The 19306-nt window shown below is 72.0% G+C and carries 17 protein-coding genes and 1 pseudogene; 8 read left to right on the top strand and 10 right to left on the bottom strand.

Annotated elements, in window-relative coordinates:
* Positions 1-71: 71 nt before the first annotated feature.
* The gene (locus ACFYT4_RS23075) at positions 72-776 is read left to right on the top strand and encodes a thymidine kinase (protein ID WP_389272034.1); all 705 of its coding nucleotides are present in this window, start codon (positions 72-74) and stop codon (positions 774-776) included.
* Here the strand turns inward: ACFYT4_RS23075 and ACFYT4_RS23070 are convergent.
* Positions 751-1521 (bottom strand): VOC family protein, encoded by a 771-nt coding sequence (locus tag ACFYT4_RS23070; protein ID WP_389272031.1) that lies wholly within the window; start codon positions 1519-1521, stop codon positions 751-753. The genes ACFYT4_RS23075 and ACFYT4_RS23070 overlap by 26 nt on opposite strands.
* A 224-nt stretch (positions 1522-1745) precedes the next feature.
* Between ACFYT4_RS23070 and ACFYT4_RS23065 the strand changes: the two genes are divergently transcribed.
* Entirely contained in the window at positions 1746-2672 is a 927-nt protein-coding gene (locus tag ACFYT4_RS23065) for a sulfurtransferase (protein ID WP_389272028.1), read from the top strand.
* Between the two features lie 201 nt (positions 2673-2873).
* The gene (locus ACFYT4_RS23060) at positions 2874-3224 is read left to right on the top strand and encodes a cupin domain-containing protein (protein WP_389272025.1); all 351 of its coding nucleotides are present in this window, start codon (positions 2874-2876) and stop codon (positions 3222-3224) included.
* Positions 3225-3487: 263 nt separating this feature from the next.
* On the opposite strand, the gene ACFYT4_RS23055 is transcribed toward ACFYT4_RS23060, so the two are convergent.
* Positions 3488-3799: a colicin immunity domain-containing protein gene (locus ACFYT4_RS23055; RefSeq protein WP_389272022.1), complete on the bottom strand. Its 312-nt coding sequence runs from the start codon at positions 3797-3799 to the stop codon at positions 3488-3490.
* On the opposite strand from ACFYT4_RS23055, the gene ACFYT4_RS23050 reads away from it, so the two are divergent.
* The 4 genes from ACFYT4_RS23050 to ACFYT4_RS23035 all read left to right on the top strand — a co-directional run bounded on the left by ACFYT4_RS23050 (position 3800) and on the right by ACFYT4_RS23035 (position 8721).
* Complete coding sequence (locus tag ACFYT4_RS23050) at positions 3800-4585, top strand: hypothetical protein (RefSeq protein WP_389272019.1); 786 nt, start codon at positions 3800-3802, stop codon at positions 4583-4585. It abuts the gene before it with no gap.
* Between the two features lie 193 nt (positions 4586-4778).
* A complete protein-coding gene (locus ACFYT4_RS23045) occupies positions 4779-5405 on the top strand; it encodes a helix-turn-helix domain-containing protein (RefSeq protein ID WP_389272016.1) in 627 nt (208 codons plus the stop codon).
* Positions 5402-6178 carry an ABC transporter ATP-binding protein gene (locus ACFYT4_RS23040; RefSeq protein ID WP_389272013.1) on the top strand — a complete coding sequence of 259 codons (777 nt, stop codon included), beginning with the start codon at positions 5402-5404 and terminating at the stop codon, positions 6176-6178. The genes ACFYT4_RS23045 and ACFYT4_RS23040 overlap by 4 nt, the downstream gene beginning before the upstream one ends.
* Positions 6175-8721 carry an ABC transporter permease gene (locus ACFYT4_RS23035; RefSeq protein ID WP_389272010.1) on the top strand — a complete coding sequence of 849 codons (2547 nt, stop codon included), beginning with the start codon at positions 6175-6177 and terminating at the stop codon, positions 8719-8721. The genes ACFYT4_RS23040 and ACFYT4_RS23035 overlap by 4 nt, the downstream gene beginning before the upstream one ends.
* Positions 8722-8786: 65 nt before the next feature.
* On the opposite strand, the gene ACFYT4_RS23030 is transcribed toward ACFYT4_RS23035, so the two are convergent.
* The 3 genes and pseudogenes from ACFYT4_RS23030 to ACFYT4_RS23020 all read right to left on the bottom strand — a co-directional run.
* Positions 8787-9455 (bottom strand): response regulator, encoded by a 669-nt coding sequence (locus tag ACFYT4_RS23030; RefSeq protein WP_389272007.1) that lies wholly within the window; start codon positions 9453-9455, stop codon positions 8787-8789.
* Positions 9452-11128, bottom strand: coding sequence for a histidine kinase (locus tag ACFYT4_RS23025; RefSeq protein ID WP_389272004.1), 1677 nt, complete (start codon positions 11126-11128; stop codon positions 9452-9454). The genes ACFYT4_RS23030 and ACFYT4_RS23025 overlap by 4 nt, the downstream gene beginning before the upstream one ends.
* 68 nt (positions 11129-11196) lie before the next feature.
* Positions 11197-11550 (bottom strand): annotated as a pseudogene (locus tag ACFYT4_RS23020) (ATP-binding cassette domain-containing protein); the annotation flags it as partial.
* Between the two features lie 209 nt (positions 11551-11759).
* Here ACFYT4_RS23020 and ACFYT4_RS23015 point away from each other — a divergent pair.
* A complete protein-coding gene (locus ACFYT4_RS23015) occupies positions 11760-12362 on the top strand; it encodes a hypothetical protein (protein ID WP_389272001.1) in 603 nt (200 codons plus the stop codon).
* Between the two features lie 368 nt (positions 12363-12730).
* Here ACFYT4_RS23015 and ACFYT4_RS23010 read toward each other — a convergent pair whose 3' ends face one another.
* The 5 genes from ACFYT4_RS23010 to ACFYT4_RS22990 form a co-directional block, all read right to left on the bottom strand.
* The gene (locus ACFYT4_RS23010) at positions 12731-13543 is read right to left on the bottom strand and encodes an SAM-dependent methyltransferase (protein ID WP_389271998.1); all 813 of its coding nucleotides are present in this window, start codon (positions 13541-13543) and stop codon (positions 12731-12733) included.
* Positions 13544-14017: 474 nt separating this feature from the next.
* Positions 14018-14608, bottom strand: coding sequence for a lytic polysaccharide monooxygenase (locus tag ACFYT4_RS23005; RefSeq protein ID WP_389271995.1), 591 nt, complete (start codon positions 14606-14608; stop codon positions 14018-14020).
* A 639-nt stretch (positions 14609-15247) separates the two neighbouring features.
* Entirely contained in the window at positions 15248-16312 is a 1065-nt protein-coding gene (locus tag ACFYT4_RS23000; RefSeq protein ID WP_389271992.1) for a protein kinase family protein, read from the bottom strand.
* A gap of 139 nt (positions 16313-16451) precedes the next feature.
* A complete protein-coding gene (locus tag ACFYT4_RS22995) occupies positions 16452-17429 on the bottom strand; it encodes an acyl-CoA thioesterase (protein ID WP_389271989.1) in 978 nt (325 codons plus the stop codon).
* A gap of 83 nt (positions 17430-17512) precedes the next feature.
* The gene (locus ACFYT4_RS22990; protein WP_389271986.1) at positions 17513-18676 is read right to left on the bottom strand and encodes a thiolase family protein; all 1164 of its coding nucleotides are present in this window, start codon (positions 18674-18676) and stop codon (positions 17513-17515) included.
* Positions 18677-19306: the final 630 nt, after the last annotated feature.

Here is a 19306-nt window from a genome sequence, read left to right as displayed (position 1 = left end):
CACACGGCTCCCCTCGCGTCGCCCGCCGTATCGACCGACTTGATTTTGCTGTGAAAGGTCCCCAACTCCCCATGCCCGAATTGGTGTTCTTCTCCGGAACGATGGACTGCGGAAAGAGCACCCTCGCTCTTCAGATCGAGCACAACCGGTCCGCCCGCGGTCTGCAGGGCGTGATCCTCACTCGCGACGACCGCGCGGGCGAGGGGAAGCTGTCCTCCCGTCTGGGCCTGGTCACCGACGCCGTCGAGACCACCGAGGACTTCGACGTCTACGCGTATCTGGTGGAGCTCCTCTCCCGGGGCGGGCGCTGCGACTACGTCATCGCCGACGAGGCTCAGTTCTTCACCCCCGGGCAGATCGACCAGCTCGCCCGTGTCGTCGACGACCTCGGCCTGGACGTCTTCGCCTTCGGCATCACCACCGACTTCCGCTCCAAGCTCTTTCCCGGATCGCAGCGGCTGGTCGAACTGGCGGACCGGATAGAGGCCCTCCAGGTCGAGGCCCTGTGCTGGTGCGGTGCGCGGGCCACGCACAATGCCCGTACGGTCGGCGGGGCGATGGTCGTCGAAGGGGCCCAGGTCGTGGTGGGGGACGTGGACGCGGGCGGACTCGACGCATCGGTCGGCTACGAGGTGGTGTGCCGGCGCCACCACCGGCGCCGGATGACGGCCGCGAGCGCCCGGGCCGTGGCCCTGTCGCCGGATGTGCTGCCCGTGGACACCGCGGCGCGGCCCGCCGGACCCGATCCCGTCACCGGTTCGACCGTACGACCGTGAACACCGCGCCCTCCGGATCGGCGACGGTCGCGATCCGGCCGTGCGGGCTCTCCTGGGGCGGTTTCAGGACATGGCCGCCCAGCCCGGCCACCTGGCGAGCGGCCGCGTCCGGGTCCTCGACCTCGAAGAAGGTCGTCCAGTACGTCCCCCGGTCACGCGGGAGCGCGGCGCCGACGCCGTGCAGAGCCGCGACCGGACGGCCCGCGAGCCGCAGGGTCACATGGTCGTGGCCCGGGGTCTCGACGGACTCCAGCTCATAACCGAACACGGTCTGGTAGAACTTGGCGACCGACGAGGTCTGCGTCGTCAGCAACTCGTTCCAGACCGGCGTCCCATGAGTGCCGTGCGCGGCGGTGCCGCGATGCGCGGCGGCCTGCCACAGCCCGAACACCGCGCCCGCCGGGTCCGTCACGATGGCCAGCCGCCCGGCGTCCTCCGCGTCCAGCGGTCCCACTCCCACTGTGCCGCCGCAGCACCGGAGCAGTTCGGCCGTGCTGTTCACATCGTCCGTCGCCAGATACGGCGTCCACGCGACCGGCAGCCGCCGGTCGGCGGGCAGTTGCCCGATCCCCGCGATCTCCTTGCCGTCGAGCAGGGCCCGGACATAGGGGCCGAGCTGCTGCGGGCCGGGGGAGAACTCCCAGCCGAACAGTTCACCGTAGAACGCCTGGGTCGCGTCAAGGCCGTGCACCATCAAGCTCACCCAGCAGGGTGCGCCGGGTGTGTGCCGAGTCGCCTCGGTCATCGTCACTCTCTCCTCGGACCATCGTGGTGGCCGTACGGGGGGACGGGGCGATTCTCGTGCGGATAGCGATGCGCCCCGTGCGCATGGTTCCACCCCCCGGTGCCGGGTGCGCCCCGGCCGCGCCGCAATTGGCGGGTTCCCGATGAAGGGATACCCGTTCCAGCGAGGCAGATCCGGTTCGTAGTCATTATGGGACGGCCCGTCACTGCGCGAGGATGGCACCCATGAAGCCCATCATCTCCGCGGCCGGTCTCGCGAGTGCGCTGGCCGGGCCCCGCCCGCCGATTCTGCTCGACGTCCGCTACCGGCTCGGCGGGCCGCACGGGCGGCCCGAGTACGACGCCGGGCACATCCCCGGCGCGGTCTTCGTCGACCTGGACGCCGAACTGGCCGGACCGCCCGGCGACGGCGGCCGCCACCCGCTCCCGGACCCCGAGGCGTTCGGCGCGGTGATGCGCCGCGCCGGGGTCTCGTCGGACTCCTCCGTGGTGGTCTACGACGCCGACAAGGGCTGGGGAGCGGCGCGCGCCTGGTGGCTGCTGCGCTGGACCGGCCATCAGGATGTACGGGTCCTGGACGGCGGGCTCGCGGCGTGGACCGGCCCGCTGGAGAGCAGCGCTCCCGACCCGGCGGAGGGTGATTTCAAGCCGGTGCCCGGCGCCCTCCCGCTGCTGACGGCCGGCACCGCTGCGGCGCTCGCCCGTACGGGGCTGCTGCTGGACGCCCGCGCGGGGGAGCGCTACCGGGGCGAGGTGGAGCCGATCGACCCCGTGGCCGGTCATATCCCGGGCGCGGTGTCGGCGCCGACCACGGAGAACCTGGACGAGGACGGCCGTTTTCTGCCGGCCGAGGTGCTGGCGTCGCGCTTCGTCGCGCTGGGCGCCGGTGGGGCGAGGGGGGCGGGTGGCCCGGGTGGATCGGGAGCAGCCGATGCAGGTGCTGCCGGAGGGCCTGGTGGGGCTGATGTGACTGATGGTGAGGGCAGAGCCGGTGAGCAGATCGGCGTCTACTGCGGTTCGGGTGTCTCGGGTGCCCAACTGGCACTCGCCCTCGAACTGGCGGGCTTCCCATCGGCCCTGTATGCGGGCTCCTGGTCGGAGTGGTCCCGCGATCCGTCACGCCCGGTGGCGACGGGGCCGGAACGGGGCTGAGGTTCCGGCGCGGGGCCGTGGGCTGGGCTCCGGGTGGCGGCTCGGGCCGGGGCCGGATGCTGTGCCGGGGTCCGGGGCCGGGGTCGCAGGAGGGGGGCGGTTGAGGCCGCCCGGCCGGGGCCGTGTTCTCCCGATGTGAGATCGTCGGCGAAAAGATCCGGCCAAACACAGCTGTACGCAACGGAAGGTACTGCCCCGGTCATGGACCAGAGCTTCGCCGTGCACATCCCCGACGCCTCGCTCGAACCCGATCCTCTCGACCTCTCACAGATCGTCTCCGGTACCCCCGAGGTCACCGGGAAGCTGCTCTGGGAGTCCCGGGACGGGCGGCAGCTGCGCGGTATCTGGCAGATCACTCCGGGCGTGGTGACCGACACGGAGGAGGACGAACTCTTCGTCGTCGTCAGCGGCCGTGCCACCATCGAGATCGAAGGCGGCCCGACGCTCGACATCGGTCCGGGCGATCTCGGAGTGCTGCGCCGGGGTGACCGTACGACGTGGACCGTCCACGAGACGCTCCGCAAGGCGTACGCGATCACCCTGCCCGGCTAGGCTGCTCCTCCGGCTCGCCGTGCGGTCCGGGTGAGGGTGACCGCGGGGTGGAGCCCGGCCGGCGGATGCGTGCCCTTCCGATGGTGTACCTGTCAATCGGCGGCGGGGCTCGGTGATCCTCGTCCGCTGCGGAGCCGGTTTCGCGGACTCGCCGGACGTCCTACGGCTCGTCCACGCATCCGGCGTGCGTCAGGAGCGTCTGGTCGCAAGAGAGCCGCAAGCCGGCCTGCTCGGTGATCCACCGGTTTCGCGCGGGCTGCCGGTCAGCCGAGCCGGTCGATCCCGGTGAGGACCGCGCGGACGGACGCGACCAGTTCCTCGTCCGTCAGATCGGTCTCGTCGCGCAGGGCGGGATCGATGGAGTAGTCCTCCAGCGCCGAGAAGACCCGGTCGAGCGCCGAGGAGAGGGGTTCCCGCGGCCGCTCCTTCCGCCGCAGGGCCTCACGGCGGGCCGCGAGCCACGAGCGGGCGAAGTCCGGCGCCGACATCTCGCCGTGCCCCGGGGACTCGATCCGGGCGATCCGGGCGCTACGAAGGGTGCGCCGGAGGCGCCTGACGCACCCTGTGTCACGCATGTGCCCGATGAGACAGGCGCCGCTGGGACGGCCGATGCGGAGCGCCGCCGGGCCGCCGAACTCCTGGTGCTGCTGGACCGGCGGTCCGGGCCCGTACTGAAGGTGAATCAGGCGGTGCCCTCGACCCGGTTCACCGCGCTGCGCGGTGCGAACCTGGTCGGCCTCACCGTGGCCCGGCGGCACGCGCCACAGCGGGGGCGTGTGGACGAGCGGGCCGCCGTCGCCGTGCTGGACGCGGTCGGACCGGCCTCCGTGGCCGTCTCGTTCGAGAAGACGGACGGTTTCACCGAGAACGAGATGGCCGGTGCACTGGAGCGGTTGGGGGCCGACTACTACGAGTTCACCCCGGCTGACCCGGAGAAGCGGGACGCCTTCGCGCACGACCTCGCACGCCTCGCGAGGCTTCCGCTGCCGAAGATCGCGAACGGGTTCTTCCTGGAGTCCGACGACGGGAGCCTGTTGGGTGCCACGGACACGCTGCGGCGGCTGACGGAGGCCGGGGTGGTCCTGTTCCAGATCGAGATCGCGCCGGATGCCCTCACCTCCCCGTCCGTCCGCGCGCGGCTGGCGGCGCTGTTCACGGAGTTCCCGGTGGTGGTGTGCCTGCCACCGGGAGTCGGCCTTCCGCCCGGGCTTCCGAGCCCCCGGGGCTACTCCGTGACCCTGCGACCGCCCGATCGTGACACCACCCACTACGACTACTGCACCAGCGCCGTGCCGGTATCGGCGGCCGCCCGCGTTCTGCGGGCGAGAGCGCAGGACCGCGAGGACGCGCCCTCCGGCTGATCTCCTACGCGCATCACCGCCGGTGCCTGGCCCGGGGCCAGTCGGTGGGTCCGCGCTGCCCGAATCCGCCGGGCGGCGTCCTGGCGCACCGCTGACACCGGTCCACGGGACTCTGTGGCCGTCGGGAGAGATTCCGGGCATTCACCCCTCCGAGTGATTGCACAATTCTCTGTGCACATGAAATTGTGTACCCATGTCGCACGCACCCGAGCCACGAAAGATCGACGATCTCGCCGCGCTGAAGGCGCTCAGCCATCCGCGCCGGTACCAGATCATCCAGCAGCTCACACTGCTCGAATCGGCCACGTCGGCGATGCTCGCGCGGGAGCTCGACCTCAATACGGGCGCCACCAGCTACCACCTGAGGGAGCTGGCGCGCCACGGCTTCATCGAGGAGGACCTGAAGGAGGAGGGGCACGGACGTGAGCGGTGGTGGCGGGTCGTCCGCGCCGATCTTCGCTTTCCCGAGCGCAGCAGACAGAGCGGCGAGGTGCGCCTCGTTGTCGACGAGATGCACCGGCGGGCCTATGCCGCGGATGCCGAGATGTTCGAGCGGCTGCTGCGCCAGAGCGACGACCTCGGGGAGTGGATGGACGGATTCCTCCACTCCCGCGGCTCGATGCGGCTGACCCTCGACGAGCTCCGCTCCTTCTTCGAGGAGTACATCGCCCTGGTCAACCGCTACAAGCGCACCGGCGACGAGGCCCCGGAGGGCGCCCGGACCGTGCTGACCCGGTTCTTCGCCCTGCCGGCGCCCGACCAGGAACAGTCCGCGGCCGCAGGGCCCGGGGCCACCCCGGAAGGAGACGAGCGGCCATGAGGGGGCACAGGGCGGCGGAGGCGGAGCGGGAATCCGCGGCCGGCCACGCCGTACAACTCGAAGCCGTCAGCAAGGTCCACGGCCGCGGTGCCCATGCCGTCACCGCGCTGGACGATGTCTCCGTCACCATCCCCCACCGCAGCTTCACCGCCGTCATGGGTCCCTCCGGCTCGGGCAAGAGCACCTTCCTGCACTGCGCGGCAGGCCTGGACCAGCCCACCTCCGGCTCCGTCAGGATCTCCGGTACCGAGCTGACCAGCATGGACGAGACCCGGCTCACCCATCTGCGCAGACAGCGCGTCGGCTTTGTCTTCCAGGCATTCAACCTCGTCCCGTCCCTGACGGTCCGGCAGAACATCACCCTGCCGCTGCGCCTCGCCCGCCGGCAGCCCGCCCGGGGGTGGCTGGACGAGATCATCCACCGGGTGGGCCTCACCGGACGGGCGGGCCACCGGCCGGCCCAGCTGTCCGGCGGCCAGCAGCAGCGGGTCGCCATCGCCCGCGCCCTGGTCACCCGCCCCGATGTCGTCTTCGCCGACGAACCGACCGGCGCCCTGGACACCGTGACCGCCAAGGAGATCCTCACCCTGCTCCGCAGCTGTGTGGACGAGGCCGGCCAGACCGTCGTCCTGGTCACCCACGACCCGGTCGCGGCGGCGTACGCGCACCACGTCCTGTTTCTCGCGGACGGCGGCCTGGTGGACCGTATGGCCGATCCGACGGCCGACCGGATCGCCGACCGCATGACGCACCTGGGAGCGTGGTCCCGATGATGCGGTACGCCCTGAGCACCCTGCGATTCCGCAAGGGCGGCTTCATCGGGGCCTTCCTGGCACTGCTGTGCGCAGCAGCGCTCGTCGCCGCCTGCGGCACCCTCCTCGTCACCGGACTGACCGGCAAGATCAGGACCGAGCGCTACGCGGCGGCGTCCGCCGTGGTCGCCGGCGATCAGAACGTCCACCAGATGAAGGTGAAGGAGAAGAAGGGCAAGAAGAAGATCAAGCACAAGGCCAAACCGCTCGCGGAGCGCGTCTGGCTGCCCGCCGGTCTCACCGCCACCGTCGCCGCCGTCCCCGGAGTCGAGGCGGCCGTGCCCGAACTGACCTTCCCCGCCTACGCGGTCACCTCCGCGGGACGGGTCCTCCCCGGTCCCGACGGCAAGGAATCATGGGGCCACTCCTGGGGCTCCGCCTCCCTGACCCCGTTCACCCTGGTCGCGGGCCGGGCCCCGGGCGCGGCCGGCGAGGTGGTGCTCGACCGGGACCTCGCCTCCCGGGCCGGCGTCGGCACAGGCGACCGGATCACCGTGCAGTCCACGGGCGCACCCACCTCTTATCGTGTGTCCGGTATCGCCGCGCCCCGCGACGGTGACCTGAGGGAGCAGTCGTCCCTGTTCTTCTCGGACCGGGAGGCGGAGCGACTGAGCGGACGGGCGGGCCGGGTGGCCGTCATCGGCGTCATCGCCGACCGCGGCGCCGACCCCGGAGAGCTTCACAGCGCTCTCACCCGCGCCCTCGCCGGTACGACGGCACAGGTGCACGGCCCCGGGGACCGGGGAGCCGTGGAGTTCCTCGACGCAGGCAAGGCACGGGTCCAGTTGATCAGCATGGGCGGAGCCATCGCGGCGATCTCCCTGCTGGTGGCGGTCCTGGTCGTGGTCGGGACCTTCGCGCTCTCCATCCAGCAGCGCTACCGCGAACTGGCTTTGCTGCGCGCCGTGGCCGCCACCCCCGGACAGATCCGCGGCCTCATCGGCCGCGAAGCCGCCGTCATCGGCCTCCTCGCCGGTGCCGTCGGCGCGGTCGCCGGAGTGCCGATCGCCTTCTGGCTGCATCGCAGGTTCATCGGCTTCGGCACCATCCCCGACACACTGGAACTGTCGCTCAGCCCCTATCCGATGCTCGCCGCCGTGGCCGCGTCCGTCCTCGGAGCCTGGGCGGCGGCCAGGGTGTCGGCGCGGCGCGTGGCCCGGATCCGTCCCGCCGAAGCACTGTCCGAGGCCGCGACGGAGACCGGGCGCCTCGCCCGCGGGCGGGTGGTCGCCGGGGTGGTCCTCCTGGTCGCCGGCGTCGTCCTGGTGGGAGTGCTGAGCGCCCTGCGCACGGAACCGGCCGCTTCCCCCGTCACCTATCTGAGTGTGATCGTGCTCTCCTCGGCGGTGGCGCTGCTGGGACCGGTCATCGCTCGGATCGGCACCACCGTACTGGGGGCGCCCTTGCGGCTGTCCCGCGTCAGCGGATACCTCGCCCTGGCCAACACCCGTACCAACACCCGGAGGTTCGCCGGGGCGGTCACCCCCCTCACCCTGCTCGTCGCCATGGCGTGCACCATCGTCTTCGTCCAATCGACCCTGGGGAACGCGGCGCGAAGCCAGGCGAAAGCCGGGAACATCGCGACCTACACGATCGCCTCGTCCGGGCCGGGTGTCCCCGGCCCGGCGGCTGACGCGGTGCGCGCCCTGCCCGGCGTCAGCACGGCCACCGAGGTCGTCCGCAGTACGGTGCGCGTGGGCCTGGACAAGTACCAGGTCCAGGGCGTCACCCCCGAGGGGCTGCGTGAGACGCTCGACCCGGACGTCACCTCCGGCTCCCTGGAGGGCCTGGGCGCAGGCGGCCTGGCCGTCAGCGATGTGGCCGCCGGCGCCCTGGGCGGCGTCGGCAGCAAGGTCCGGGTCACCATGGGAGACGGAACCCGTGTGCCGCTCACCGTGGTCGCGGTGTACGAACGGGGGCTCGGCTTCGGCGATCTGACGATGGCCCACGACGTGGTCGCCGCGCATGTCGACAATCCGCTCGGTTTGGCGGTGCTCGTCAGGACCGAACTGACGAAGGCGGCCGTGGCGGCAGCCGTACGGGGCTATCCGGGTGTCAAGGTTCTCGACCGCGACCAGGTGGATTCGCTCCAGGCCGGCCAGCAGCAGTCCCATGCCGCCGTCAACTATGTGGCGATGGGCCTGATCATCGCCTTCACGGCCATCGCGGTCGCCAACACCCTCGCGATGTCCACCAGCGGCCGTGTCCGCGAGTTCGCGCTGTTGCGGCTGGCCGGCACGACCCGGCGTCAGGTGCTGCGGATGCTCCGGATGGAGTCGCTCACGATCGTGCTGCTGGCCGTGGTACTGGGGACGTCGATCGCATGGGCGACGCTGACCGCGTTCGCCGTCGGGATGACCGGCAGCGCTTCCCCTCATGCACCGGCGCTCACCTATCTGGGCATCGTGGCGTTCGCCGCGTTCCTGGCGCTGGCCACGACGATGATCTCGGCCCGCGCCGGTCTGGCCGGCAGGCCGGCGGATGTCATCGGAGCGCGGGAATGATCCCGATGCGCCCGGGCCCCGCGTCCGGCGGGCGCGGCGGGGCAGCTCCGGATCGCCGTGGTCCCTCAGTTCGGGCGTACCAGCCGGGTGTCGTACGCGAGGATCACCGCCTGCACCCTGTCCCGCGCGCCCGTCTTCGCCAGGATCCTCGACATATGCGTCTTCACCGTCGATTCCGCGAGATGCAGACGCTCCGCGATCTCGGTGTTCGTCCAGCCCCGGCCGACGACGGTCAGGATCTCCCTCTCCCTTTCGGTGAGCGCGGCGATCCTCCTGTCCTGCTGCGCAAGGGCCGGGGTGGCTCCCGCCGGAAGACGGTGGGCGAAGGCGTCCAGCAGCCGGCGGGTCAGGGCCGGGGCCACCACGGCGTCGCCCGACGCGACCGAGCGGATGCCGGCCAGCAGTTCCTCGGGGAGCGCTTCCTTGATCAGAAAGCCGGAGGCGCCCGAGCGCAGACCGTCGTACGCGTACTCGTCCAGGTCGAACGTCGTCAGGATCAGCACTCGTGTGCGGTCTCCGGCGGAGACGATCCGCCGGGTGGCCTCGATGCCGTCGAGGCCGGGCATCCGGATGTCCATCAGGACGACATCGGGGCGGAACCGGTCGACCAGACGTACCGCCTCGGCGCCGTTGGCGGCCTCGCCCACGACCGTCAGGTCGTCCTGGCTCTCCAGCAGCATCCGGAAGCCGAGGCGCTGCAGGGGCTGGTCGTCGGTGATGAGCACGGTCGTCACTGTGGGGTGTCCTCGGTCGTGGGGAGGTGGGGAAGGTGAGGGAGCCGGAGGCGGACACGCCAGCCGCCGCCGGGGAGCGGGCCGGATTCGAGGGTGCCGTCGTAGAGGGCGGCGCGTTCCCGCATCCCCGTGACGCCACGGCCCTCGGCGGGCGGTGTGTGGTCCCCGGCAGCCCCCGCGCCTGGGCCCGGGCGGGCGCTGGAGTTCCCGGCAACAACCGTGCCCGTGCGCGTACTGCTGCCCGGGCCCGTGTCGGTGATGGTCGCGGTGAGCGCGTCGTGGGTGTGGGCGAGGTCGACCGCCGCGCGGGAGCCCTGACCCGCATGCTTGAGCGTGTTGGTCAGTGCTTCCTGGACCACGCGGTACACGGTCAGCTCCTGGCCGGGCGGCAGCGGTGCCGGGCGGCCGCTGGTCGTCATCAGGACCGGGAGGCCGGCCGCCCGCACACCCTCGACGAGCCGGTCCAGGTCGGTGAGGGTGGGCTGCGGGGCGCGATCCGGGCGGGCTGGCGACTCCTCGCGCAGGACACCCAGCAGCCGCCGCAGTTCGGCCAGGGCCGCCCTGCTGGTGGTGGAGATCGCGTCAAGGGCCTGGGCCGCACGCTCCGGCGACTTGGCCGCCGCGTACCTCCCGCCGTCCGCCAGGCCGGTGATGACGGAGAGGTTGTGGCCGATGATGTCGTGCATCTCGCGGGCGATCCGGGTGCGTTCCGCCGCGGCGGCGAGCCGTGCCTGCTGGTCGCGCTCGACTTCGAGGCGGCGGGCGCGTTCGACGAGGGAGGCGGTGTACTCCTGGCGGGAGCGGACCGCGATGCCGAGCAGGGCGACGATGGCGAAGGAGTAGAGGGTGGGGAGGAACTGCGGGTCGCCGTCGCCCACCGGATAGAGGACCGTCTCCACCGCGCGTGGCACGGCCACCACCGCGAGCGCCACGGCCAGGGTCCGCAGCGGCAGCCGCAGGGCGATGTGGAAGACGGGGACCAACTGCAGGAGCGCGGCCTGGAGGACGGCACCGGACCAGTTGTTGACCAGGGCGAACGGCAGGGTGACCAGCAGCGCGGCGAGCGGATGGCGACGGCGTACGAGCAGGGGCAGCGCCAAGCCGAAGGTCATCACCGTCACCAGCCAGACCGGTGTGTCCGGACGGTGGGCGGTCGTGCGCCAGCCCGTGCTCAGAACATCGATGAGCGCCGCGAGCACCCAGAACGTCGTCAGCAGCAGATCCCACACCAGGGGTCGCCGGGCGTCGAAGGCACGGATCCGCCGGGTGAGCCGGTTCAGCCACCCGGTCAGCGGCTGCGCTCCGGGAGACGGGCTCCCGGCCGGGGCACCGGTCGCTGTCCTCGTGTGCCCGGCCGGGGCACCGTCGGCCGGCGCGTCCGGATCCCCGGGCGTCTGCTCGTCCGGCGCACCCCCCGGCTCCTGCCCGCGCGGGACGAAGTCCCGCGTCTCCCCGGCCCGGAGCTGAGCCCCCGCGCTCCCGGCCCGCACAGGGCTCGCCCCGGCCGGTACAGGTGCCACCGTCGGCCCCACCCCGGCGGACCGCTGCCAGTCCCCGGAACGGGCGGCCCGCACGGTCTCGGGCGGGGTCACCGCCCCCGGGCCCCCGGGACGGGTTGCCGTGAATCCGCGCTGGTCGCGGGGGTCACCGCTCTCCTTCGGCTGCTCGGTCATCCGGTCATCCTCGCCTGCGGACGTTCACACGTCACGCCGTTTCAGCAGCACGGCAGCCGCGACAAGCAGGTGAGCCCGGCCAGATCGAGCACCTGGGCGACGCGACCGCGCGGGATGCCATGGGTGTGCGCCAGCGTCATCAGATGGTGGTACGCGCTTCGTCCCGGATGGACCGAGCGGGCCTCCAGCAGCGCGCCGGCCTCGGTCAGCGGCGCGGTGTGGCCGGCATACGCTCTGCCACCGACGGTGGCCCGGCCCCGGGTGGGCGTGTCCAGTCCCAGGATCATGCGCATGGTGGTGAACTTGCCGGCGCCGTCGGGGCCGAGGAAGCCGGTGACGGTGCCCGCGCCCACGGTGAAGTCGAGGCCGTCGACGACGGTCCTCCTGCCGTATCTCTTCGTGAGTCCCTGTACTTCGATCACGTTCCCGATACTCGTCCGCGAACGGGGGCGGGACGTCGGACCGTGGACGGTTCATGGGGTGGGAGGGGTAGTACCGGGGTACGACCCCGGCGGGCTCCGGCCCGCACTCTGCCTGCCCGTGCGGGTACAGGGCGCGGCGGCCGGGCCCGGCACGGGAGTCCGCTCCGCGCTGCGGGCGGTGGTGAGGCGGGACCGATCGGGGTGGGGTCATGGGGGATTGGGGCTGGGTACAGGTCACGGCCGACACACGCTCGCCGTACGGATTCAGGGTTGCCTTCCACGCCCGGACCTTCGGCACCTCACGAGAGACCCAGGTCCAACTCCAGCGGTATCTGGAGTCCCGTGCGCGCGAGGACGAGGACTGCGCCCGCGCGGCCGAAAGCCTGCGGAACGGCGGTCTCTACTCCGTGCACACACCGCGCACGAGCTGGTACGTCGTGCCGGGCGACTATCTGCTGCGGAGGTTTGTCGTCGGAGCCGGCGGTGTCACCAGGCCCGTCACCTTCCGGAGGCCCTCTCCGGCGGCGGCCCCGTGCGGACCCCGGCCACAGAGCAGGAAGACGGCCGGCCGGATCGGGGAGCTTCCGCTTTCCTTGCGACGGCTCCAGGGATTCGGCGCCCGGGCCGTCCTGGCCGTCGGCCTCCTGCTCACCCTCACCGGGGTCCTGGCGGTCCTCGACCAGGGAAGCGTCCAGGAACTGCGCTGGGCGGTCGTGGCCGGTCCGGTGCTCCTGGCGCTCGGCTTCCTCACGACACGCCGTCTCCGTGTCCGGGCCTCCGGCCCCCTCACCCGGAACCGCGGATCCCGCTGACGCCCGCCCGCGGAAGTGGATCCGCCGTCCGCCGGGAGACTCCGGCGACGCGGTACGGCCGACCGCCTCACCCGCCCGCGCCCCGGTCCGGGGCGGGCCCCGGGCACCGGGTCGCCGTCACCGCCCGCCGACCGGGTGACGCCCGGGTGGCGGGACACGGTTCGTCCCGGTGGGAGGGGCCCGGCAGCGGCGTCGGGCGGCGGCGCCTGGAGAAGCTGCGGGGTGACGCACGGGACAGCGGCGAGGGCCACTGGACCGGGGAAGCCGCCATCGACGACGCCGTGCCGCTGCCCGCTCGGCAGGCGTCGTCCCGACGAGGCGGCGGACCGTCCCGGGACGGCCGTCTTCGCCCGGTCCGGCACCCTGACTCAGGGCTTGCGGCCCACCGCCCCGTACATCGCGACCTCGCGGTCGTCGACGGACTTCTGTTCCTCGGTGGGCCGCCAGCGGTGAACCTGCGTCAGGCCCGGCTCGACGAGTTCCAGGCCGTCGAAGAAGGCGGCGACCTGGTCACGGTTGCGGGCGACCATGGGGATGCCCCGGCTCTCGTACTCGGCGACCATCTTGCGGGCGGCCTCCGGCGGGGCGAAGTCGGCCGTCCCCGTGGCGATGGCGAGACAACTCCCGGGCGGAAGCGGTTCGAGCAGCCGCCGGACCAGGGCGTAGCCCTCGGGGATCTGCAGGAAGTGCAGCATCGCGATGATCGTGAGGCCGACGGGCTCCTTCAGGTCCAGCAGCTCCTGGAACGCCTCGGATTCGAGGAGGGTTTCCGGACGCCGTATGTCGGCGTCGACATAGGCGGTACGGCCCTGGCGGGAGCTGGTGAGGAGCGCCTGGGCGTGGGCGAGGACGATGGGGTCGTTGTCCACGTAGACGACCGACGCGTCCGGGCGTTCCCGCTGGGCGACTTCATGGAGGTTGGGGGAGGTCGGCAGGCCCGTTCCGATGTCGAGGAACTGGCGGATGCCCGCCTCTTTCGCGAGATACCTCGTCACGCGCTGCATGAACAGCCGGTTCTGGCGCATGGTCACCGGCAGCGACGGCAGAGCCGCCACCATCGCGTCGCCCGCCTCGGCATCCACCGGGTAGTGGTCTTTTCCACCGAGGATGTAGTCGTACACGCGCGCCGAGTGCGCGCGCCCTGTATCGATCCGGTCCCTCGCGCTGCCGTCCTGTGCCATGAGGCAACCCCCGTCGTTTCGCGGATGGGTTCAGGAGTGTAGGGGTTACTCCGGTCGATGGCGTACATCCGCGCGACGGCCCGGGGCCGTTGGGGTGGTCAGGGAGCCGGGGCGGAGGGCTGGGGGCTTTCGTCCGGTCGGGCTGGGGCAGGGAGCGGGGTCCTCCGGTGCCGGGGGACCACCCGTACCCGGAGGCTACGGGGAGGGGCGTGGTGCCTGGGCACGCGAGCCCGGCAAGATCCGAACGAGAGGCCCTGGTGTCCCGTCGGCGGGGAGGGAGGCGCGGGGGCACGGTGTGGACTCGGGTCCAGCCGCAGGGGGTGGGGTGCGGCTGGACCCGGTCGGCCGGGTTCCGGAGGAGGCCGGTTCCGTACCCGGAGGTACGGGAGGCGTCGCCGGCGCCCGGTGATGACCCGGCGCCCGTTCAGGTCCCGGTGGGGGAGACCGGTCTCGGCGCGGGAAGCCGGTCGCTGCTCAGTACTGGACGTCCGAGCAGGCGTAGAAGGCGTTGTCGGTGTCCGCGACCGTCCAGACGCCGAGGATCAGGTGCTTGCCGGACTTCTGGGGCAGGGTGCCCGTGTGGGTCACGGTGTAGTCGGGCTGGCGCCCGCCGAACGGCACCGTCAGGAACGGCTGGGGTTCGAGGTCGGAGCGGGTCAGCGGCTTGCTGGGGTCGTAGCCGTCCTTGGTGATGTAGTAGCGGAAGTCGGTCGTCGCGTGCCGGGCGACCATCCGCCAGGTGAAGGTGTGGTTCTCTCCGCTGCTGACCGGGGTCGCGGGCCAGGCTCCGCCACGGGGATCGTCGAGTTCGGAGAAGCGGCCGTTGCCGCCGGAGCAGAGCGTGCCGTCGGCGGGGCCGCGGCCGGGGAAGCCCTGGGGGCCCTCGACGCTCCAGGACTCCCATTCGATCTGGCCGCAGTCCTGGACGGTGCCGAGTCCGCAGAGCTGCGAGCGACTGATGGGGGAGTCGACGTAGCCGTGGCTCTGCGCGCTGCCGGAGGTGGCAAAGAGGGTGACCCCGGCGATGCCGAGGCCGAGCAGCGACGAGGTGATCTTTCTGCGCATGCTTCGCTCCTGGGGGGAGTGTGGGGGGCGCTGCAGACATGGGGGGGATGGTGAGCTCGGAGCAGCGTTGGTCTAGACCAAGTCAGAGAGTAGTCTCGCCAGTTGGCCATGTCCATATCGCGACGGAGGCCGGTACTCGCCGTCGCCCGCGCCCGTTCGGGGCCGGCGGCCGGCCGCGCAACGGGCCCGGATGGAACCGTTCGGTTGCCGCCGATCCGTACCCGGGGCCGGGGTCTGTGAGGCCCCTTGGATCCAGCCGTACGCACCCTCCGCGATGCCCGTGGTCCCTCGGAAACCGTTTCCCCGGGACAGGGTGTGAGCAGGCGCTCGGCGGGCCCGTCCGGGTGGCCGGAGCGGGGGCGGACGCCTGGGCCGTTCCCTCGACGCCAGGAGCCGCTTCTGTCCGTACCGGGAGCAACACGGGTGCCCGGCGCCCGGCTTCGCCTCGGACCGTTCACGGGTGGCACTGGACGCGAGGGTGTCCGGGCGGCGCGTACCGCCGAAGGGGACCGGTGTCCATGATGGGGCCCGTGTGCCGGGAACGCCCGGGCTCTGACGGGAGGAGCAGGAGCGGCCATCCGTCGCCGTGGGGGCGCCCGATGCCCCGCGGCGGCCCGTCAGCCGCGCGGGAAGGACCCCTCACACACGGCCGGTCCGGCGGATCTCCTCCAGCGGGTACGGGGTCTCCCGGCTCTCGTTCCGGAACGTGCGGAAGAAGTCCGCCATCACCGCCGTGAGCGGCGCATGGCGGGCGAGGATCCTCGCGGCCACCTCCGGGATCCCTGTGGGGCGCTCGCCCTGGGCATACGCCCGCACCTGCGCCTCGCGGTCGTCTCGTCCGTACCCGTACAGGTCGGTGACCAGCCAGTTCACCAGATAGGCGGCCGAGTAGCAGCGGTCGTATGTCTGATGGCGGTCGACGAAGGCGGCCTCTTCCCGCGACAGCTCGAACCGGGAGGAGACGGCAAGGCCGTAGTCGGCGAAGAAGAGGCGTCGGCCGTCGGTCAGGATGTTCTCGAAGTGGGCGTCGAAGTGCAGGAGGCCCCGGCTGTTCATGAACGAGGTCCCCGTCTCCAGGTGCTCCTCGACCATGACGCAGGCCCGGTCGGCGGCCTCGCCGCCCGCGTCCATCTGCTCACCGAGCCACTGGTGCAGATTCTGTGGAATGTACTCCAGGAACAGCGCGACGCTCGCCGAGGACTGCTGGAGAGCCTCGATCCGGCGGCGTACCTGCGGTCCGCCGCCCCAGTAGGCAACGGCCCGTTCGACGTCGGCCAGTTCCTCGGGCAGGGGCGTCGAGTCCGGCAGCACTCGCCAGTGGTACATCAGGGGGAAGCCCTCGTACTCCCCGGCGAGTACCCAGTTCGTCGTCATGGTGTGCACGGCGAGTTCTCTCCAGGCCCCGAAGCCCGGCCCGCCGATGGTGCCGACGCCGTACTGGCAGAAGACCGGCAGTTCGAACAGGTTCGCCGTGGACCGGACGTGCTCGGGCCGCCTCTCCGGATCGGTGAGGGGCACCCGCTTCACGAAGACCGTGGTTCCGGCGATCTCCAGCAGGGCCGACGTCCCGCCGATGCCGGAGCCGATCGGCACGGCCGTGTCCACCAGTTCGCCCAGTGCGCGATCGCTGTGCAGGGCCAGGGATGTGGAGACGGCACCATGGGCGGTGACACGTGCACCGTGCGATGTGTCAGGGCACTTCACTGCTGCCTCCGTTTGTGGCACCGATCCCGATCCCGCACCGGCCGCGCGGTGGGGTGTTGTCAGACCCGGGCGCGCACCAGCGTACGCAGTCGGCCGGCGGGCGAGCCGCGCGGTGGGTGACGGACGGGCGCGGTGGGCGTCATCCCGGCTTGCGGTGGCGCAGAAGGGTCTCCTGGACGACCGAGGCGACAAGACGGCCGTCCCGGTTCCAGAACTCCCCGTGCACGATGCCCCGTCCGTCGCCCGCGGACGGGCTGCGCTGGACCACCAGGAGCCAGTCGTCCGCGCGGAACGGCCGGTGGAACCAGACCGCGTGGTCCAGCGAGGTGAGGAAGGTTTCGGTGGTTCCGGGCCCCTTGGCGAGCGGCCCGGGGGTCTCCCGGTCGAGCGCCGCCACGGGAGCGAGCAGCAGATCGGAGGCGTAGGCCAGCGCGCACATGTGGAGCATCGGGTCGTCGGGAAGGGAGGCGTACGACCTGAGCCACAGCCGCTGTTCGGTTCCGCCCTTCTCGGCCTCGGGGGCGGGTATCAGCCGCACGTCGAGCGCCTGTGTCACTCCGGAGCGCCGATGGGACTCCGGGTCGGCGTCGGCCCAGGCGAGAAAAGCGTTCGGCAGGTTCTCGGGCCCCGGTACGTCGGGCATGGCGACCTGGCGGTCGTCGGTGTCCTCGGGGAGTTTGAACGAGGCGGACAGGGTGAAGACCGCCTCGCCGTCCTGGAGCGCGGTGACCCGGCGGGAGACATAGCCGCGGCCGTCCCGCAGGCGCTCCACCTGGTAGTCGATCGTCCGCCGGGTGTCCCCGGCGCGCAGGAAGTAGCCGTGCAGGGAGTGCGCGACCTGTCCGCCGGGAACGGTGTGGCCGGCGGCGGTCAGCGCCTGGGCCGCCACCTGTCCGCCGTAGGCCCGCAGCGGTGTGCCGTCGTGGCACCAGCCGCGGAAGAGGTCGCGGTCGATCCGTTCCAGGGTGAGGAGGCCGGCCAGATCGGAGCAGGCCCGGCCGACCGAGCCCGCGCCGGGGTCTACCGCCGGGCCCGGGCCCGGACCCGGGGCGGCGCCGTCCCGGGGCGCGGCGGTGCCGGATTCCGGTTCGGGGGTGGCGGTGGTGGTGTGGTGCAAGGACGCTCCAGGTCGGCCGACGGTCCCCGTCCCCGGCACCGGCCACCCGCGTGGCTGCCGGTCCCGGCGGGGCGGAGGGGTTCTCAGAGGAGTTCGAGGACGGTGGCGTTGGCCATGCCGCCGCCTTCGCACATGGACTGGAGGCCGTAGCGGATGCCGTTGTCGCGCATGTGGTGGACGAGCGTGGTCATCAGTCGCGCGCCGGAGCCGCCGATGGGGTGGCCGAGGGCCATCGCGCCGCCGAGGGGGTTCATCCGCTCGTAGTCCGCGCCGGTCTCCTTGAGCCACGCGAGACTCACGGAGGCGAAGGCTTCGTTGATCTCGAACGCGCCGATGTCGCCGATCGACAGACCGGCCTTCTTCAGTGCCTTCGCGGTCGCCGGGATCGGGCCCTTGAGCATGGTGACCGGGTCGCAGCCGACGACAACGGCCGTGTGGATACGGGCCATCGGGGTCCAGCCGTTGCGCGCGGCGGTCTCGCTGGTGGTGATCAGCAGCGCTCCGGTCCCGTCGGAGACCTGTGAGGCGTTGCCCGCGCTGATGTCGCTGCCCTCGGTGACCGGCTTGAGCTGGGCCAGGGTCTCCAGGGCGGACCCCCGGCGTACGCCCTCGTCGGTGTCGAAGACCCGGGCCGTACCGTCCTCACCGGTGACCGTCATGGGTTCGATCTGCCCGGTGAAGCGCCCCTCGTCGATCGCGCGGGCCGCACGGGCGTGGGAGTCCAGGCCGTGCTGATCCATCTCGGTACGGGAGATGCCGTACTCCTCGGCGATCAGCTGGGCACCCGCGAACTGGGTGAAGACCGTGCCGTTGTAGCGCTTGAGTACGTCCGGGCCGAAGGGGCGGCCGAACCGTTCGTCGGCGCGGGTCGAACCGAGCGGGATCCGGCTCATGTTCTCGACACCGCCCGCGACCGCGATGTCGTACTGGCCGGAGATCACACCCGCCGCTGCCTGGTGCACGGCCTGCTGGGAGGATCCGCACTGCCGGTCGACGGTCACCCCCGGCACCGACTCGGGCCAGCCGGCGGCGAGTACGGCGGCCCGCGCGATACAGCCGGCCTGCATGCCGACCGTGCCGGTGCACCCCCAGACGACATCGTCGACCAGGGCCGGGTCCAGACCGGTGCGCCGCACCAGCGCGTTGAGGGCGTGGGCGGACAGAGACGCGGAGTGGACCTGCGACAGTGCTCCGTCTCGCTTGCCGACCGCGGTACGCACGGCATCGACGATGACGGCGTCACGCATGGAGTTCCTCCTTGTATCCGGGGACGGACCGCTCGGCCGTGCCGGGCCCGGCCGTGGCGAGGCCGGACATCGCTGTGATCGGTGGGCTCACGGGTGACCGGGCACGTCCCACCGGTATGCCGGACCGACAGGTGTGGGGGACAGGTCCCGCGCGGCCCGTTCACCGGCACGCTATGCCGCCCCGAGGTCATCAGTAAATCCTTGATATGGCTTTGGTTGTCATAGGTGTTGACTATGGCAAGTCTCGGGAGACGGCCGGACGACCCTGTGGGACGGCCGGTCGGGCGCGGTCGGGCCACGCCTCGTCGCTTCTCGTCACATCGGTCCGCGTCCCGTTCCGTTCGCGTCGCCTCGGCCCGCATGCCGCCGGTTCGCGTCGCCTCGGTCCGCGTCCCGTTCCGTTCGCGTCGCCTCGGCCCGCATGCCGCCGGTTCGCGTCGCCTCGGCCCGCATGCCGCCGGTTCGCGTCGCCTCGGCCCGCATGCCGCCGGTTCGCGTTCCCTCGGCCCGGCCCGCCTGCCGTCGGTCCGGTTTCAGGCCTCCGGGGGGTGGAAGGTGGTGGTGCGGGTCATGCCGGCGGCGCGGCCTTTGCCGGAGATGACGAGGGCCATTTTGCGGGAGGCTTCGTCG

The organism is Streptomyces sp. NPDC004609, assembly GCF_042873655.1.
Taxonomy (GTDB): Bacteria; Actinomycetota; Actinomycetes; order Streptomycetales; family Streptomycetaceae; genus Streptomyces.
Note: the sequence above shows the minus strand (reverse complement) of the source record. Positions and strands in the feature narration are given on the sequence as shown.

Excerpts from the sequence above, each read along its gene's own strand:
- ACFYT4_RS23075 (WP_389272034.1), top strand. The coding sequence starts at position 72 with ATGCCCGAATTGGTGTTCTTCTCCGGAACGATGGACTGCGGAAAGAGC.
- ACFYT4_RS23070 (WP_389272031.1), bottom strand. The coding sequence starts at position 1,521 with ATGACCGAGGCGACTCGGCACACACCCGGCGCACCCTGCTGGGTGAGC.
- ACFYT4_RS23065 (WP_389272028.1), top strand. The coding sequence starts at position 1,746 with ATGAAGCCCATCATCTCCGCGGCCGGTCTCGCGAGTGCGCTGGCCGGG.
- ACFYT4_RS23060 (WP_389272025.1), top strand. The coding sequence starts at position 2,874 with ATGGACCAGAGCTTCGCCGTGCACATCCCCGACGCCTCGCTCGAACCC.
- ACFYT4_RS23055 (WP_389272022.1), bottom strand. The coding sequence starts at position 3,799 with ATGCGTGACACAGGGTGCGTCAGGCGCCTCCGGCGCACCCTTCGTAGC.
- ACFYT4_RS23045 (WP_389272016.1), top strand. The coding sequence starts at position 4,779 with ATGTCGCACGCACCCGAGCCACGAAAGATCGACGATCTCGCCGCGCTG.
- ACFYT4_RS23040 (WP_389272013.1), top strand. The coding sequence starts at position 5,402 with ATGAGGGGGCACAGGGCGGCGGAGGCGGAGCGGGAATCCGCGGCCGGC.
- ACFYT4_RS23035 (WP_389272010.1), top strand. The coding sequence starts at position 6,175 with ATGATGCGGTACGCCCTGAGCACCCTGCGATTCCGCAAGGGCGGCTTC.
- ACFYT4_RS23025 (WP_389272004.1), bottom strand. The coding sequence starts at position 11,128 with ATGACCGAGCAGCCGAAGGAGAGCGGTGACCCCCGCGACCAGCGCGGA.
- ACFYT4_RS23015 (WP_389272001.1), top strand. The coding sequence starts at position 11,760 with ATGGGGGATTGGGGCTGGGTACAGGTCACGGCCGACACACGCTCGCCG.
- ACFYT4_RS23010 (WP_389271998.1), bottom strand. The coding sequence starts at position 13,543 with ATGGCACAGGACGGCAGCGCGAGGGACCGGATCGATACAGGGCGCGCG.
- ACFYT4_RS23005 (WP_389271995.1), bottom strand. The coding sequence starts at position 14,608 with ATGCGCAGAAAGATCACCTCGTCGCTGCTCGGCCTCGGCATCGCCGGG.
- ACFYT4_RS22990 (WP_389271986.1), bottom strand. The coding sequence starts at position 18,676 with ATGCGTGACGCCGTCATCGTCGATGCCGTGCGTACCGCGGTCGGCAAG.